The 17062-nt window shown below is 30.7% G+C and carries 11 protein-coding genes; 6 read left to right on the top strand and 5 right to left on the bottom strand.

All coding sequences use genetic code 11. From position 1 onward, the window contains the following. Positions 1–4: 4 nt before the first annotated feature. Together B2745_RS09845 and B2745_RS09840 are read right to left on the bottom strand one after the other, a co-directional pair. Entirely contained in the window at positions 5–1180 is a 1176-nt protein-coding gene (locus B2745_RS09845) for an AIR synthase related protein (RefSeq protein WP_304065910.1), read from the bottom strand. A gap of 256 nt (positions 1181–1436) precedes the next feature. After that, positions 1437–3611: a glutamine synthetase III gene (locus tag B2745_RS09840; RefSeq protein WP_304065908.1), complete on the bottom strand. Its 2175-nt coding sequence runs from the start codon at positions 3609–3611 to the stop codon at positions 1437–1439. 503 nt (positions 3612–4114) lie between these two features. Here B2745_RS09840 and B2745_RS09835 point away from each other — a divergent pair. From B2745_RS09835 to B2745_RS09820, 4 genes are all read left to right on the top strand, one after another. Then, positions 4115–5428: an ammonium transporter gene (locus B2745_RS09835; protein WP_304065906.1), complete on the top strand. Its 1314-nt coding sequence runs from the start codon at positions 4115–4117 to the stop codon at positions 5426–5428. Positions 5429–5523: 95 nt separating this feature from the next. After that, on the top strand, positions 5524–6564 hold the full coding sequence (locus tag B2745_RS09830; RefSeq protein WP_304065903.1) for an outer membrane beta-barrel protein: 1041 nt from the start codon (positions 5524–5526) through the stop codon (positions 6562–6564). A gap of 117 nt (positions 6565–6681) precedes the next feature. Continuing rightward, positions 6682–7527 carry an energy transducer TonB gene (locus B2745_RS09825; protein ID WP_304065900.1) on the top strand — a complete coding sequence of 282 codons (846 nt, stop codon included), beginning with the start codon at positions 6682–6684 and terminating at the stop codon, positions 7525–7527. A gap of 39 nt (positions 7528–7566) precedes the next feature. Continuing rightward, positions 7567–8505 (top strand): hypothetical protein, encoded by a 939-nt coding sequence (locus B2745_RS09820; RefSeq protein WP_304065899.1) that lies wholly within the window; start codon positions 7567–7569, stop codon positions 8503–8505. Here B2745_RS09820 and B2745_RS09815 read toward each other — a convergent pair. Together B2745_RS09815 and B2745_RS09810 are read right to left on the bottom strand one after the other, a co-directional pair. Then, positions 8495–8920: a hypothetical protein gene (locus tag B2745_RS09815; protein WP_304065897.1), complete on the bottom strand. Its 426-nt coding sequence runs from the start codon at positions 8918–8920 to the stop codon at positions 8495–8497. The genes B2745_RS09820 and B2745_RS09815 overlap by 11 nt on opposite strands. Before the next feature lie 424 nt (positions 8921–9344). Further along, on the bottom strand, positions 9345–9749 hold the full coding sequence (locus B2745_RS09810; RefSeq protein WP_304065896.1) for a hypothetical protein: 405 nt from the start codon (positions 9747–9749) through the stop codon (positions 9345–9347). A gap of 202 nt (positions 9750–9951) precedes the next feature. Between B2745_RS09810 and B2745_RS09805 the strand changes: the two genes are divergently transcribed. Both B2745_RS09805 and B2745_RS09800 read left to right on the top strand, forming a co-directional pair. Next, positions 9952–10923, top strand: a complete 972-nt coding sequence (locus B2745_RS09805) for a hypothetical protein (protein WP_304065894.1) — start codon at positions 9952–9954, stop codon at positions 10921–10923. Continuing rightward, positions 10920–12107: a polysaccharide biosynthesis C-terminal domain-containing protein gene (locus B2745_RS09800; RefSeq protein WP_304065893.1), complete on the top strand. Its 1188-nt coding sequence runs from the start codon at positions 10920–10922 to the stop codon at positions 12105–12107. The genes B2745_RS09805 and B2745_RS09800 overlap by 4 nt, the downstream gene beginning before the upstream one ends. Here the strand turns inward: B2745_RS09800 and B2745_RS09795 are convergent. Beyond that, the gene (locus tag B2745_RS09795) at positions 12097–16983 is read right to left on the bottom strand and encodes a C25 family cysteine peptidase (protein ID WP_304065891.1); all 4887 of its coding nucleotides are present in this window, start codon (positions 16981–16983) and stop codon (positions 12097–12099) included. The genes B2745_RS09800 and B2745_RS09795 overlap by 11 nt on opposite strands. Positions 16984–17062 lie beyond the last annotated feature (79 nt).

Below are 17062 nucleotides of genomic sequence, written 5' to 3'. Positions count from 1 at the left end.
GAAACTAATAAACAAACTCTCCTTTATCACTCTTAACAGTTACTTGCTTCTTATCCGATACCTCTACTCTTCCTACAATTTGTGCTTTAACACCAAAAGATGTTGATATTGCTATAATATCTTGAGCGATATTTTCATCTACATACAATTCCATACGATGTCCCATATTGAAAACTTTATACATTTCTTTCCAGTCTGTACCAGATTGTTCTTGTATCAATTCAAATAAAGTAGGGGTAGGGAATAAATTATCTTTTATCACATGTAGGTTTTCTATAAAATGGAGCACCTTTGTTTGTGCGCCTCCACTACAATGTACCATGCCGTTTATTTGACTTCTATATTTGTCTAATATTTGCTTGATGATAGGGGCATAAGTTCTTGTTGGAGATAAAACTAATTTTCCGGCGGTTAAAACAGTGGTATCATTAACTTTTATTTCATCGGTTAGTTTTTTACTACCCGAGAATAATAAATCATAAGGAACTGCTGGGTCATAACTTTCTGGATATTTTTCTGCTATATATTTATGAAAAACATCATGTCTGGCAGAAGTAAGACCGTTAGAACCCATGCCTCCATTATAAAAGCTTTCGTAATTGGCTTGCCCGTCTGAAGCTAAACCAACAATTACATCTCCAGCTTTTATGGTATGGTTAGAAATAACGTCAGAACGTTTCATTCTGCAAGTAACGGTAGAGTCTACGATGATGGTTCTAACAATATCCCCAACATCAGCAGTTTCTCCGCCTGTTGAGTAAATATTTACACCCATAGAGCGTAAATCTGCTAAGATTTCTTCTGTACCATTAATAATTTCGGCAATAACTTCACCTGGGATTAAATTTTTATTTCTTCCAATGGTTGATGATAATAGAATTTTATCAGTAGCACCAACGCAAAGTAAATCATCCAAGTTCATGATGATAGCGTCTTGTGCTATACCTTTCCATACAGATAAATCTCCGGTTTCTTTCCAATAGATATAAGCTAGAGAAGATTTTGTTCCGGCACCATCGGCATGCATAATATTACAATAAGCATCATCATCACCTAAAATATCAGGAATGATTTTACAAAAAGCTTGTGGGAAAATTCCTTTGTCTATATTTTTTATTGCGTTATGTACGTCCTCTTTACCGGCAGAAACGCCTCTTTGATTGTATCTATTATCACTCATGGTTTGCAAAGATAATAAAGTAGAAAGTAGAAAGTAGAAAGTAGGAGGTAAAAAGAATGACTTATGTAAATAATTTACCTTATGGATTATCTCTAAGGGATGTATCTGAGCTTAAAGCAAAAGGCAAAAAGCTGAAATTCTATAATGAGAAGGAGTTGATTTTTGAAAAATAAAAAAAGCGTATCCAGAAATATAGATACGCTTTTATTTTTGCTTCTAGCCCTTAGCTTTGCGCTTTAAGCCTTCTGCTTTTAGCTTATTTGATAAACAATAGCTCTCTGAATTTTGGTAGAGGCCATAAAGTATCATCAACTAATAATTCTAATTTATCAACATGATATCTGATTGGCTCGAAGTAAGATTTAACTTTCTCATCGTAGGCAACAGCTTTTTCACGGCTATCTTCTAAAACGTTAGCTTTTTTACGCTCTTCAACCATTTGCTCAACATTAGATTTAATGAAGTTGATATGTTTTGATAGACGCTCAATAATTTCTAATTGAGAAGCATAAGTATCTTTAGCTAAACCTAAATCTTTCAGTCCTTTTACGTTGGTAATCAATTCTGTTTGATATTTAACAGCAGCAGGAAGAATTACGTTAGTTACCAATTCACCAATTACGCGAGCTTCGATTTGAAGTTTTTTGTAATAAGCTTCTAATAAGATTTCGTGTCTTGCATGAGCTTCTCTTTTTGTGAATACACCAGTTTCTTCAAAAATTTTCTCTGTTTTTTCAGAAACTAATGCGTCTAAAGCTTTAGGTGTAGTTTTGATGTTATTTAAACCACGTTTTTCTGCTTCAGCAGCCCACTCATCACTATATCCATTACCTTCAAAACGAATATTTTTAGACTCTTTGATGTATTTTTTAAGGATAGTTAAGATAGCAACATCTTTTTTGTCTCCTTTTTTGATTAATTTATCAACATCCGCTTTAAACTTGATTAATTGATCAGCAACAATCATATTTAACACAGTCATTGGGCTAGAAGAGTTTGCAGAAGAACCTACAGCTCTAAGCTCAAATTTATTTCCTGTAAAGGCGAAAGGAGAAGTACGGTTACGGTCTGTATTATCCAAAAGAATCTGAGGGATTTTTGGAATACTGTGCCACATAGCAGAATCTTCTTTGGCTTTTTTAGAAATTCTTGAAGTTTCGATTTCATCAAGAACATCATTCAATTGCTCGCCTAAGAAAATAGAGATAATTGCTGGTGGAGCTTCGTTAGCACCTAAACGGTGGTCGTTACTTACCGATGCGATTGATGCTCTTAATAAATCTGCATGCTCGTAAACAGCTTTGATGGTATTCACAAAGAATGTTAAGAACATCAAGTTGTTTTTAGGAGTTTTTCCTGGAGCAAGTAAGTTTTTACCAGTGTTAGTAATTAAAGACCAGTTGTTATGTTTACCAGAACCATTAATACCAGCATAAGGTTTCTCGTGTAATAAAACTTTAAAGTTGTGTCTCTTAGCTACTTTTTCCATTAAATCCATTAATAATTGGTTATGGTCAATAGCTAAGTTTATTTCCTCATAAATAGGAGCGCACTCAAATTGAGATGGAGCAACCTCGTTATGACGAGTTTTCAAAGGAATACCTAATTGTAATGCTTCAGTTTCAAAATCTTGCATGTAAGCTAAAACTCTCTCAGGGATAGAGCCAAAGTAATGATCTTCTAATTGTTGTCCTTTAGCTGATGCGTGTCCAAATAAAGCTCTTCCGGTTAAGAATAAATCTGGTCTTGCATTAAATAATGCTAAATCAACTAAGAAATATTCTTGTTCTATACCTAAAGAAGCATTTACTTTTTCGATGCTTTTATCAAAATAGTGGCAAACTTCTGTAGCAGCTTTATCCATTACAGATAATGCTTTTAATAAAGGAGCTTTATAATCTAAAGCTTCGCCAGTATAAGAAACAAATACTGTTGGTATACATAAAGTTTTACCAAAAATGAATGCTGGAGAAGATGGATCCCAAGCAGTATAACCACGAGCTTCAAAAGTACTACGGATACCACCATTAGGGAAACTGGAAGCATCTGGTTCTTGTTGTACTAAAGCATCACCAGCAAATCTTTCAATAGCTTGACCGTCTGATGCCGGTTCAAAGAAAGAGTCATGTTTTTCTGCAGTAGTTCCGGTTAAAGGTTGAAACCAGTGAGTATAGTGTGTAACACCTTTACTCATGGCCCAAGCTTTCATAGCTGAAGAAATTTGATCTGCAATTTCTCTACTTATAGGAGAACCGCTCTCAATAGAAGCAAGTACTGCCTTAAAAGTTTCTTTAGGGAGATAATCCTGCATTTTCTTCTTATCGAAAACTTTTGAACCATAAAAATCAGAGATTTTAGATGATGGTTGTTTTACCTCAGGAATAGTTCTGGTTAAAACAGTTTGTAAAGCTTGAAACCTGATTGTTGACATTGCTTAGGTTATTTTAATGAATAAATTATGTTTTTGATTAAATTTTGGCTAAAAGTACGGTGTTTTTCCCAATTCACAATAAAAAATTAAAAAAATATGTCAAGAATTTGTGCTTTTTATTGAAAATACCATTTTTCTGAGGATATTTTTTGTTTTGCCTTCATTTTTTTGAGTCTTATCTGACGTTTTTAAGAGTTTTTTTCTCAAAAGCTTCTTAAAAATATGATGTTGGTAATTGATTTACTTTAGAGAAAATATAAAATTTTGGTTTTTTATTTAAAAAAAACTCAATATCACCTTAAATTATATGTCTTTATTTAAAATTATACTAAAAAAATAGAAATATTTTCAAAAATTTTGTATTAAATTATAAAATATACAATTTAGCAGTGTCAAAAGTGATGAATTTTTAAATAAACTTTTAGATAATTGATAATTCAAAAATTAAAATTCAATTATATAATTAATTATTAAATACAAATCCTAAACTAAATTAATCAAACATGAACAACACTTTTATTCAAATCAGTAGTAGTTTGACCGAGTTGGTGAGTTTAACACCTAACTTACTCATGATGCAGGCTGCCGAAACGGTGGATGCTGCTAAAGAAGCTTTTTTAAATGCGAGTAACATCTGGATGATGGTATGTACAGCATTGGTATTTATCATGAACTTAGGCTTTGCGAGTGTAGAAGCGGGTTTCTCTCAAACTAAAAATACAGTTAACATTCTGTTTAAAAATGCTATTACTCCTGTTTTGGGTATTTTAATGTATGCCTTAATGGGATTCAACTTAATGTACCCTGGTTTTGGTGATACACCGGGTTGGTTTGGTTTTGCAGGTTGGAGTTTAGTATTACCAGAGAACGGAAATACTTCAGCTTATGCAGCTAGTGGAGGTTATACTTATTACACAGATTTTCTTTTCCAGGCAATGTTTGCTGCTACCACTGCAACTATCGTATCAGGTGCTGTTGCTGAGCGTATCAAGTTTAGTGCTTATTTAATCTTTACTGTTGTATTTGTTGGTGTTATTTATCCAATTATGGGTAGCTGGCACTGGGGTGCTGGTGTAGTTGCATCTTGGGGTTTCCATGATTTTGCTGGTTCTACTTTAGTACACTCAGTAGGTGGTTGGGGAGCCTTAGCAGGTATTATTTTATTAGGTGCCAGAAAAGGGAAATTTGTAGACGGTAAGGTTCATACTTTCCCTGCTTCTAACATGGCCTTAGGTACTATAGGTGTATTTATCCTTTGGTTAGGATGGTTTGGTTTTAACGGTGGTTCTGTTTTATCATCAGATCCTGGAATGACTTCATTAGTACTAGTAAACACAACTTTGGGTGCTTGTGCCGGTGCTATAGGAGCATTTATCCTAGCACTGATTTTAAACAAAACTTATGATTATGGAATGGTGCTTAACGGTATTCTTGCTGGATTGGTTGGTATTACCGCAGGAGCTGATGTTGTAACTCCTATGGAGGCCATCATTATCGGTTTAATAGCAGGATTATTAGTTGTATTAGCTGTTAAAGCATTAGATGCACTAAAACTTGATGATGTGGTGGGTGCAGTACCAGTACACTTGGTATGTGGTATATGGGCCACTTTAGCTACAGGTATTTTTGGAGAAGGTATGGATGTAGTTGCTCAAATTAAAGGGATAGCCGTTTATGGTGCAGCAGCATTCGGAGGGTCTTTTATCATTTTTGCAGCCTTAAAATATACTATGGGAATCAGAGTATCTGAGCAAGAAGAAATTGAAGGTTTGGATAAATATGAGCATGGCATAGATGCTTATACCACTTCAAAATAATTAAAATATTGAAGTCGGGTTATTATTCTCTCTTTATTAACCCGGCTTCATTTTAAACAATAATAAAAACAACTTAAACTAAACAACAAACAAACATGAAAAAATTATCCTTATTATCTCTATTATTGGCAGCGGGTTTATATACTGCACATGCACAAGATAGCACAGCAACAAGTGCTTTAGAAATTTCTGGTTCTGTTGATGCTTATTACAAATATGATTTCGCTAAAAGACCAAATATAGGAACAAGTTTTGCGTCTGATCAAAATTCAGTTTCTCTAGGTATGGTTGATATTGCTTTAAAGAAAACCACTGGTAAAGCATCATTTGTAGGTGAGGTTTCTTTTGGTCCTAGAGGTCAATCTCAATCTATTTTGCCTCAAGAAGGTCTCGGAGAATCATTCCACATTCAAAATTTATATGCTACCTACGCTTTTACAGATAAATTTAGCATGACAGCAGGTTTCATGGGTACTTTTGTGGGTTATGAAGTAATATCTCCGGTAGGAAATTTTAATTATTCTACTTCTTATTTATTCACTAACGGTCCTTTCCAAAATGCGGGTATCAAAGCAAATTATGCTATTTCAGATAAAGTTGGCGTAATGGTAGGATTATTCAATGATTCTTGGAATACTTATATCGCTAATCCATCTTTTGGTGTAAACACTTTTGGTGCTCAACTATCATTATCTCCTGTTGAAGGATGGAGCGCTTACTTAAATGTGTTATCAGGTTCACAAAGCGGAACCATTTTAGATTTGACAACTGCTTACCAAATCACTGATAAATTTAAATTAGGTTTAAATGCCGCTGATTGGTCTGGTATTAATGACGATGAAGGTTACACAGGTGTAGCTTTATACCCTTCTGTAGCTATTACTGATGGTTTTGCTTTAGGTTTAAGAGGCGAATATTTCAAAGCCAAAGAAAATGCAACAGCTTTATTTGGAGCATCTGCTGACGAGTCTACAACAGCATTAACTTTAACTGCTAATCTTAAACATGGTGGTTTAACTTTCATCCCAGAGTTTAGATTAGACAATGCAAGTAATGAGCAATTCTTAAAAAGTGATGGTTTAACAGGTACTAAATCTGCATCACAATTTTCTTTAGCTGTAGTGTACGCATTTTAATCACTTCATAATTAATTCTGAAAGTCGTCTCTGTGAAAACAGGGGCGATTTTTTTTGCATTTTATTTGGATTTTCTGATTAATATTTTATATTTTTAGTAAAACAATTCTACTCTTTATGTTATACTCAAAATTTAATTTAAATAAGATTGAGTGGCTTAATCTTATTTTTGATGGCAGAAACCAAGTTTACGGAGCTTATGAGCTTAGAAAGAATTCTGGTAACTACCTAGCTAAGGCATTATTTATAGCTTCATTCGGCTTTGCTGTGCTCATTATTGGTCCATCTGCGTATTATTTTTATAAGCAAAAAACGGTAGATGTTTCACCAAATGATATTCCTAAGGAAGATGATGAGAAGCTTTATCGCGTTCATAAAATAGAACTTCCTCCAAAAACTTTAAATTCTGCTAAAGCAGGTACGCAAGTAACTACCCCAAAAGAAGCTGCACAAAAAGAAATTAAGTATACTTCTTTTAAACCAACCCCCGATGATTTAGTTACGAAAGAAGCACCTACTTTGGAGGAATTAGAAACAGGCATTATAAGTTCGGTAGATAAAGCTGGTGAAGCGGGAGGATTAAATGCTACTCATACAGAAGGTACAAATGGTATTTTAGATGCAGGTACAACTACAGACTCAGGAAATGAATATTTAGTTTCTGCAGAAGAAATGCCAGAGTTTCCTGGAGGAATGACAGCTTGGGCTAAGTATTTAAATAGAAACTTACAATATCCTGCTGTAGCTAGAGAAAATGAAATACAAGGGCGTGTTACCGTATCTTTTGTGGTAGAAAGAAACGGAGAAATTACCAATATTAAAGTTTTAAGAGGTATTGGAGCAGGTTGTGATGAAGAAGCGATAAGAGTGATAAAAAAATCTCCATTATGGAAGCCTGGTAAGCAAAATGGTAAAGCGGTGAGGGTTTCTTATGTGATTCCTATTGTTTTTAGGTTGGATTAGATAGCCTTTTCTTTATCTTAGTACTTATATACTTTAAAGGTGTCATATAATTACCAAGAATTTATAGATTATGTTCCAGAGGACTTATTTATTGAGCCAAGCTTATTTGGCAGTGAAAAGTTTCTGAGAATCATTTCAAATGTGTACGAATGTGATATAAAATATGCTGCGGTATTTTTCAAAGGAAAACCGGTATTATTCATGCCTTTACTCATTAAAAACAAAAGAGTCATATCACCTAATCATTATTTTTATCAATTTATTTGGATAAATTCTAATATAATAAATTCATGGTCACAGATAGAAGCTATGGATTTCTTTTTAGAACAATTAATAAAAAGGTATAAATCAATAAAATTCAAATTGCCACCTGATTTAGTGGATGTTAGACCATTTATTTGGAGAGATTTTAAAATAGCTTCTAAATTTACTTATATAAAAGATTTAAATTCTTTAGATTATCATCAAAATATAAAGAGAATATTAAAAAGGAATATAAATGATTTTTCGTTTCAAAAGGATGAGGATTGGGATAAGGTTTGGGTTTTACATTTTAATAATTTATTAGGTTTTGGCTTAAGGAAAAGTAGAGTTGAGAAAATTATTTCTATGATGAAAAAATTAAAAGATAATAATTTTTTACATACGTTTAATATAAGCTACAGAGGTGTTTTTGTTACGTCTATTATTTCAGTAATTGATGTTAAATGTGGTATAGCTTATTTTCCTCTCATTGGGACTACTACTAATTATTCCGAAAAAGGTTTGTCTGCTCATCTTTATGATTTAACTTTTTCTAAGTTAATAGAATTAGGTATAAATGATGTTGATTTAATGGGTGCTAATATGAAGTCAATTTCAAGATTTAAAAATAAATTTAATCCTGAATTGCGCCATTACTATGAAGTTTCTTATAAGAAGAAAATAATGAATTTTAATATAAAAAGAATATTACTGAGATTTCTGATTAAAATTTAAATTCCTTATAAAGAAATAATTTTGATTTTTGCGCTATTTTATGCCAAGTTGTGGTGGAAATTAAGACAATAGATAGTAAACATTGCTCAATAAATAAGGTATCAACAAACAAATATACAGTTAAGTGAATAATAAAAATTGATAAAATCAACAATCCGTCTAGTTTTTTAGTAAAGAATCCTATCACAAAAAGTGCTTCCATTAAGAAAATAGTTAGTGTTCCTAAACTTGTTAATATAGGATTTGATAAAAAGAAAAAATAAAATGAACTCCAGAAACTATTTGGATTTGAATATATATATGAAGCCTGACTGGTTTTAATAATTTCTAAACCGAAAGAAGCTTGAAAAAGTGAACCGTTAATTATTTTCCAAATAAATGCTGAGAAATATATCCAGCATATAAAGTATCTCATAAATTCCCAAATAAAGTTGAAATTTATATCTTTCTTAAATATAAAACATACATTTAATAGTAAAATACAACTCATATAGTGGGCATGAAATGTTAGATAAGTATTTAATACTATAAAATAGGATAAATAAAGTAAAGCATAAATAATCAAGAATGTGCGATTATAAGGGTTTATGATTGGATACACGGTAAAAAATAGTAGTAGAATAGTGAATATATATGAATAATTTTCGTTTGTTAGAATGTGACCAACATTTAATAAATGATAAATAATATATAGAGGGTCAAATCCTAAATTAAATAAGTCAGGATTCTTTAACTGATGAGGTAACACATGTGAATAATACCTCCAAAAAAATATGACTAAGAAAAAAATAAAACTAGTTCTTATAATATAAGCTCTATAAGGTGCTATGTTTCTTATCTCAGTTGTTGGCATAGTGGATGATTTGTTCTTTGTTTTTTACTTTTAAAATACATTTTTCATAGATAGCTACAACTCTATATATTTTTAGATATCTTATCTTTTGTTGAGTTACATCTTCCAGGTAAGATATAAGCCATTTTGCGTAATTTTTATGATTTTGGTATTTATAAGGGTAAAGTGAGTTTTTTTTAAAAAATTCTATTTTAGAGAGATGAGGGATTAGTTTTAATTGGAATCTATCGTAACCATTATTTCTGTAAATATATTGATGGTGTTCAATTGTATAATAAAATAGCATTCTTTTATGGTGATTCCATATTTCAGGAATATTAAATTCTTTATTATTGTATTCTAAAACATAAAATGATACTTCTTCAGTGGTAGGTAAAGTATAGGAGTACATGTTAAAAACAAAAAATGGAATAATTTCTAATTTTAAGAGATTCGCTAAAAGTGTTAAAAACATAAATATCCACAATCCATAATAAAGAATTTTATTATGGATTTTAAGTTGTTTAAAGTATATCACGTGTTTTATATAAGACTTTATCAATTGAGATTAATTAATTCCCTAAATTAAATAAGTATTTAGATTAAAACGAATAATGAAATTTGTTATATATGATGATTTGAATGAATGGAATATAATTACAAAGAGTTTAAACAAACAATCTATACTAAATAGTACTGATTTTATTGAGATTACTTGCAATGTATTTAATTTAACCCCTTTGGCTAGTATTGTTTTTAATGGTGAAATTCCAATTTTGGGTTCAGTTTTATATAAAAGAAAAAATCAGATTGTTCAACCTAACGAATATTTTTATACGTCTATATGGTTAAATTCAAAATCAGATTCTATTATTCAGGAATGTCTTCTACTTTGGATTTCTCAATTAACAAAAAAATTTAAAAGAGTTGAGTTTAATCTACCACCAGAATTTATGGATATTAGACCTTTCTATTGGAATGGGTTTAAAGCTTATGCTTATTATACTTATGTTAATTTTCTTGATAAGAAAATAAGTTTTAAATCGGCTGTACAAAATAAAATAAATAAGAGTAAAAGGTATGGTATTGAACTAAAAATTGATAACTCGCCAAATGAAGAGGTAATTAAATACCATTATAATAGTTTTATTAACTTAGGTTATTCTAAGGATTTTAGTGATAAAATTGTATGTTTTGCTGATAAACTCATAAAAAAAGGATTAGGTTGTTCTATAAATGCTAAATATTCTGATAATACAGAAATTATTGCTTCATCGATAATGATTTTAGATAGTTATTCAAACTCAAGTATTAATTTTCTTGTTACTTCTAATAAAACTTTATATCATACAGGTGTTCATAGCGCTGTTTATGCTGAGAGTTTTTACTTTTTGAAATCTAAAGGGTATAAGTCATTTGATTTATGTGGAGCTACTACCGAAGGTATAGGTAATTTTAAAAGACAATTTAATGGTCAGCTGACCCCATATTATAAAGTTAAATTTAATTATTGGAGATGGCAAGCGATTTTGACTAAACGTAAATTTGATAGATTTGTTGCGATGCTTAGAAAGAAGATGAAATGATTAAAAGTATTTTTTATAATTTTCAAAGTTCGGTTGGATATACAATATTAAATGCTTTTATAGTTATTTATACATTAAAATATATTGGTCTAGATGGTAGAGGCAATATAAGTTTATTTTTACTAAATACTTCTTTAGTACAAATCTTCACAGCTATTATAGGAACAAGTTCTATAGGTTTTGTTTATCACAGAACTTCTTTATCTTCTCTAACATTAGTAACCATATTTTGGTGTTTCATAACTGCGCCAATTGCTAGTTTTATCATGTTCTGGTTAGGGATTATCCCTCAAAACCAGCTATTTCAAACTATATCTGCTGCTATATTATTTACAATTATTCAAAATATAATGGAGATTTTGCTGGTAAACAAGTTTTACAAAAAGTATAATCTTATTAGAATTAGTCAGCCTGTATTACATATACTATTCATATTTTCATTCATTAAGCTATATGATTCGTTTAATGATATTAACTATGTGAACTTATTATTATCTGCATTACTGATAGTATCTTTTTTATCTCTTCTCTTCATTATAAGACTATTTACTTTTGAAAGGAAATTCAGTATTAAGGAAACTTTTTATCAATGCTTCAAAATTGGATTGGTAAATCAACTAAATAACTTAGTGCTTCTATTTAATTTAAGAATAAATTATTTTGTTATTAATAAGTTTCTCGGTTTATCATTATTAGGTATATTTTCTATAGTTACTTTGCTAGCAGAGTCTATATGGATTTTTTCTAAAAGTGTTGCAACTATATTTTTCTCTCAAGTGGTTAAAAATGACGGAGCGGTTAATATTAAGATAATCCGTAATAAAATGTTGACTCTTAGTCTTATAGGTACTTTTTTAATTATGGTAATTATTTTCTGTATTCCAAATTTTTTATATGTAAAAGTTCTAGGTGAGGAATTTAAGCAAATAAAGATGCTTTTATTTTATTTTACGCCAGGAATATTAGCTAAATCCTTAAATACTATTTATATAGAATACTTTGGTGTAATAAATAAAAGACAATTAAATACCGTATCTTTTTTGATTGGCTTATTAACCATTGCTATTTTAGGTTTGCTATTGACTTATAAATATGGGATAGTAGGGGCTGCTATAGCTGGAAGTATTTCACAAGTATCTTCTCTTCTTTTTTCTTTATATGCAGATCGTAAAATTATTTTATGATATAAATTTTACCTATTTTATTTTTAAAGTATTTATCTCCTTGAGAAGCCCTGTGTTCTATGTTATTACTATCTGCGATATCGACTTTATAAAAATAAACTCCATTAGCTAATCTACTTCCAAATTCATCAGTACAGTCCCATGTGTAGTCAGAAATATTATTGCCAATTCTAATATTTCCGAGTTCTTCTTTAGATATTTCTTTTACAACTTTACCACTTACTGTTAATATTTGAATTTTAATATTGTCAGGTATTTTATCTCCAGTAAGTGTGAAAACAAATTTCATCTTATCGGTAACAGGGTTAGGATAAGGATAAAAATTAGTGATAGATTGCTTATTTACTACTTCGAACTCAATCTCATAATCATTTTTTATATCTCTATTACCATTTACATCTTTGGATATAATTTTTAAGCTATATTTTCCATCTTCAAATTTTTCAGGTTTATAATCTATATTAATTTGATTTATACCATTTATATCAGATGAATTAAATGCTAGTTCTGACCCACTAAAATAAACTCTTTTATATGTGTCATTTAAATTTCGAATATAAACTTCAATTAGACTGGTATCTCTCATAATAAGAAACTTATTATTATCGTTACTTATAATTTTAATAAGAGGTTTTGGAGATACAAGTTCTCCATTGGTAATGTATTTTCCATCAAACAGTACATTTAATACTGGTGGAATTTTATCCTTATTTATTGTAAAGGAGGAAGATATTGTATTGTTGAATACGTTATCTTCTTTTAAGCCTACTTGTGATACTGATATTCTAAGTAAGCATTCTCCTGAGAAGCCTGTAGTAGGGGCTTTTATAATAAGATTATTAGTTTCATTTACAGTAAGTAGAAAAGGCACTTTCAAGTTTTTGATTAATGTTTTGTTACCGCTTATGAGTTCATATTTAATTCTTAAAGAATCAGAAGTAACTGGACCGAAATTTTTTAAGCCAATATTCCATCTTATGGAATCTCCTTCATCTAAAGATGTTTTATTCTGCTCATTTTTTAATTCAGGATAGAAAGATATATCAGCAACAGGGTTATAAGTAACTCTTAAAAAGTTTGTTTTGGGAAGTTTTGCTTCTATGTTATTATTGAACTGATAAAAAAGCTTTAGATATGGATAGGTTCTCGTATCTATTTGAGAAATGTCGACTTTTTCACTATTAGAAGTATTGAATAAATTTACCTGATTATTTAAAGTATCTATGCCAACTATTCTAACATTAAAATTGTCATTTGGTGAATTTTCTAAATTAAATTCTATTTCTTTCCAATTTTTAGCAGGTCCTATAACACTCGTTGATAAGCTACCGTTTTTTCCTGGGTAAGATATAGGATTATCTCCAGCTATAGATTGTAAAGCAGGGGGTATAGGAGATGAATAATCAGCTGTAATTTCCTTAACACTTTGTAGATTACCTTTTGTAACCCAAAAACCATAAGGTTCTCCTGCTTTTATAGTTTCTAGTTTAGTTAGTCCAAGTTTCCTAAATTCATTTAATACATATTGCGGTAATTGATTAAAAGCTGCATTAGAACCGTTATACCCCATAATATGGTAATTATCAGGTATTTGTTTAAGATATCTGACTAAGGAATCTAAATCTGTATTATTTCTAATATCATAAGTAAATTGACCTGAAGGTCCCGCATACAAGCCGCTTCCGGATGGATTAATATGATTATAAGGACTTGGGTATTGAAATCTTTCTGTATAGTTTATTGGATTAAATGTCAAAATAGATATTCCATTAAATTCTATAGGTGCATAAGATATCGCTAATCCATCTATTCTAATTCTTTTTTCAATAGTAGTAGGGACTGCATCACCTCTGGTTTTTATATTGGTAAGCATGTTTGACTTATTAAACTCCATTAAAAAAGGACTTTTTACATTTATATTGTCAAATGAATAATCTTGTAATTGTCCAATATGGCCGAAGTTAATAGCTTCATCTGGAAAATCTTTAATATAAGTAAAGCTAGAGGATGTCCAAGCGCCTCCTTCTAAAGGATCTAGGTTCAATCTCACTCGCCAATAATAAACTTTACCATTTTCAAAACTAATATTAGGATTCCAAGATGCAGATAATCCAGAAATTATTATACCTGATTTTTTGCTAAATCCTGAAGTGAAATCAGGTATTGTATCGATTTCAAAAAGATATTCAGCAGTATTTGTGAGCAAATCTTCCGACTGTGCCAATAGACTGATATTATTGGATTTTTCTACACCTTTATCGAGTGGTAAAATAGCTCTTACACTATTACCAGGAAGAAAAAAATCTTTAGATGCACTATTATTTAGATAAGATAATTCTTCTAGAGATTGATCAGGATTAACTTCAACACTAATCTTATTGTTTCCTGTTTTTAAAATATTTGTATTACTAAAAGTTACATTAATGGTATCACTATTAAAAACGGTAATTGAAGTGTCTGGCAAATTAATTTTTGTATTATTTGCTAATATTCTTGAAACTCTTAAAGTTACCTTGTTACTTACCGCTTTTGCTATATTCTTAATGATAATTTTGGCACTGAAGTTTTGATTAGCTGCCGTTTGCCCTGACGGAATTATTATTGATTCACTATCAACATGATAGTCGGATTTTTCTGGCGAATAAAATTTTAAATATGGATCACCTATAATTATAAATTGTCTTGTATGCGCCATATTGAGCCTATCATTAGGATTTTGATAGGTTTTTAGCCCTAAATTTAATCCTTTTGAAACGGACGAACCGTAATAGTCTTTAAACCAGTTATTATAATAATTTAAAGAAGCTCCATTTAGATAAGAGGCAACTCCCTCACTTGTAGTTCCAATCCACAAAACAGCTCCATTTCTTTTTTGTAGGATAAACTGCTCGCTTAAAGATGAAGTTACTGGACTAAATACTGCGCCAGTGCTACATCCATTAACTAGATATATAGCTGGCTTATTCTCGTTATTTAGCCTATTTAAGTCGGCTAAAATTATTTCTGTTGTTATAGAACTGCCATGTCCCAAGTAAGAAATTAATCCGGTACCTTTTTCAGTTTCAACCATAATTTGATTTGTAAGCACATCTGTTACCGGATTACTTACATTTTTTCTCACTCTTACTAGACTAGCTCCAAAAAACTCATTTTCGGCTCTTGAAAATAATAAGTTTTGATAGTTAAAGAATGAAGTGTTTTCTGAGCTGCTGGTACCTCCTGATATATGTAAAATATTTTTCCTCCATATTTCATTAGGTAAGGCTTCATAAACCTTTAGTTTATTTAAATAATTTTCAACCTCTTCATTGGTTTTAGCAGGTACTCTTCCGGTAGCTAAACCGGGCTCTAAGTTACTGCCATTTAAGCCAGAAGTAAGCATATTGTCTGATGCAGGATAGCCCATGGTTGGTACCAAATCATTACTAAAATTGCCTTTAGAAATTTCCATTCCTTTTCCTAGTAACAAAAGATATTCCGGTTTGATATTCCCTCTGGCTAAAGCCCAAGCACAAAAGTTTTTTAAGGCTAATGGATGATGAAAGCCATAATAAAATTCATTGTATAAGTCATCTGTATAAGCAATAGTGGTTTCAATATTTCTGGTATCGTTATAAGCTTTATAATTGTTAGCTCCTGCGGTAAGTAACTTATTCGAAACCATTAAAAAAGGCTTTACTTCAGTTGGTAAGAAATTTCTAAAAGTTACACTTATAAGGTTCGTTGTTTTTAAGTTATCTAAATCAGCTAAAAAATAATTTTTTTGTTGATTAGTGGTGTTAATCACAAAATCAGCATTTGTTGAACTTTTTATTCCTTTAATAAGGAAATCGCTCGTTAAATCCCATAAAACAGGACTTGAAAGAGCTGAGTTTCTAAACCTTAGATAACTTAAGGGTTTGTTATTATTTAATGTGAATTTTAAACTTTGAGTGTTGATAATATTGGTTCCGCGGGCATAAGTAATTTCAGCATAAGAGATAGCCTGAAAATCTGTAAGCGCACCTAAATCATCAATAGCAGAAAAAGTTATCTGGTTATTTGTTGTCGTTAGATTTATTGGGAGTGTTTTTCTAACTGTTTTGTATCCTCTAAATAAAGTGTCAAATACGGTGTTATTATTTAAAAGAATTCTTAGATGGTGATTAAAGCCACTAGGATTTGTAGAAGATGCATTTGACCTGCCTGCAACATATAAAGATAGTTGCGGTTGAAAACTACTACTCACAATATCTGCTACATTTATATTTAAGTTGGTGCTTTGTCCTTTCGCAAAAGTATTACTCATAAAGCCTTCTCCTTCAATATATTCAGAAAGGCTCATGGCTGAAAGTATGAACTCGCCCGGATAGTAGCTATCAGAAAAATTAACTCTTCTTTTGGATAGGATAAAACTTTCTTCGGTAAGACCGTTATTAGTTTCTGAAAATTCTTTTAAACGTAAGCCATCTCTGCTTTCATTATAGGTTAAGAAATAGTAATTATCATTTTCAAAAAGACTAACTTCATCATTAGGTAAATCAGCAGGATTATTGTATAAAACTTTGTCAAGAGAAGCGTCATTAGGTTTACCGTAGAAAACTATTTTATCATTGCTGTCAAAGCTATTATCAGCATCTCCTGTTACCAAAATGGCAACTTCTTTTCCCTTATTAAAAAGTTGAAATTTTTTTGGATTGATGTTTTGTGTAATTAAACCAGCTTGTATAACCTGGTTTACATCTATCCCATACAAACCTTCTTCTGAGATTTTTATTTTTAGGTATTTTTGTGATGGAACAATCCATTCATTACCAAATGGTTGCGCATACAGGTGGTTACAGAAAAACAAACAACTCAATAATAGAAATACTCTAATAAACTTAAGTTTTAGCATATAATTTTATAAAGAAGATATTAAAATCTCTTTTAGTAACTGATTTGAATTCATACCTTTGAGGCCTAATTCAAATATA

Source organism: Pedobacter glucosidilyticus (assembly GCF_002483235.1).
GTDB lineage: Bacteria > Bacteroidota > Bacteroidia > Sphingobacteriales > Sphingobacteriaceae > Pseudopedobacter > Pseudopedobacter glucosidilyticum_B.
Note: the sequence above shows the minus strand (reverse complement) of the source record. Positions and strands in the feature narration are given on the sequence as shown.

Bases quoted from the DNA above. Each gene is read 5' to 3' on its own strand.
- B2745_RS09845 (WP_304065910.1), bottom strand. From the start codon at position 1,180: ATGAGTGATAATAGATACAATCAAAGAGGCGTTTCTGCCGGTAAAGAG.
- B2745_RS09825 (WP_304065900.1), top strand. From the start codon at position 6,682: ATGTTATACTCAAAATTTAATTTAAATAAGATTGAGTGGCTTAATCTT.
- B2745_RS09840 (WP_304065908.1), bottom strand. From the start codon at position 3,611: ATGTCAACAATCAGGTTTCAAGCTTTACAAACTGTTTTAACCAGAACT.
- B2745_RS09810 (WP_304065896.1), bottom strand. From the start codon at position 9,749: ATGTACTCCTATACTTTACCTACCACTGAAGAAGTATCATTTTATGTT.
- B2745_RS09830 (WP_304065903.1), top strand. From the start codon at position 5,524: ATGAAAAAATTATCCTTATTATCTCTATTATTGGCAGCGGGTTTATAT.
- B2745_RS09805 (WP_304065894.1), top strand. From the start codon at position 9,952: ATGAAATTTGTTATATATGATGATTTGAATGAATGGAATATAATTACA.
- B2745_RS09800 (WP_304065893.1), top strand. From the start codon at position 10,920: ATGATTAAAAGTATTTTTTATAATTTTCAAAGTTCGGTTGGATATACA.
- B2745_RS09795 (WP_304065891.1), bottom strand. From the start codon at position 16,983: ATGCTAAAACTTAAGTTTATTAGAGTATTTCTATTATTGAGTTGTTTG.
- B2745_RS09835 (WP_304065906.1), top strand. From the start codon at position 4,115: ATGAACAACACTTTTATTCAAATCAGTAGTAGTTTGACCGAGTTGGTG.
- B2745_RS09815 (WP_304065897.1), bottom strand. From the start codon at position 8,920: ATGAGATACTTTATATGCTGGATATATTTCTCAGCATTTATTTGGAAA.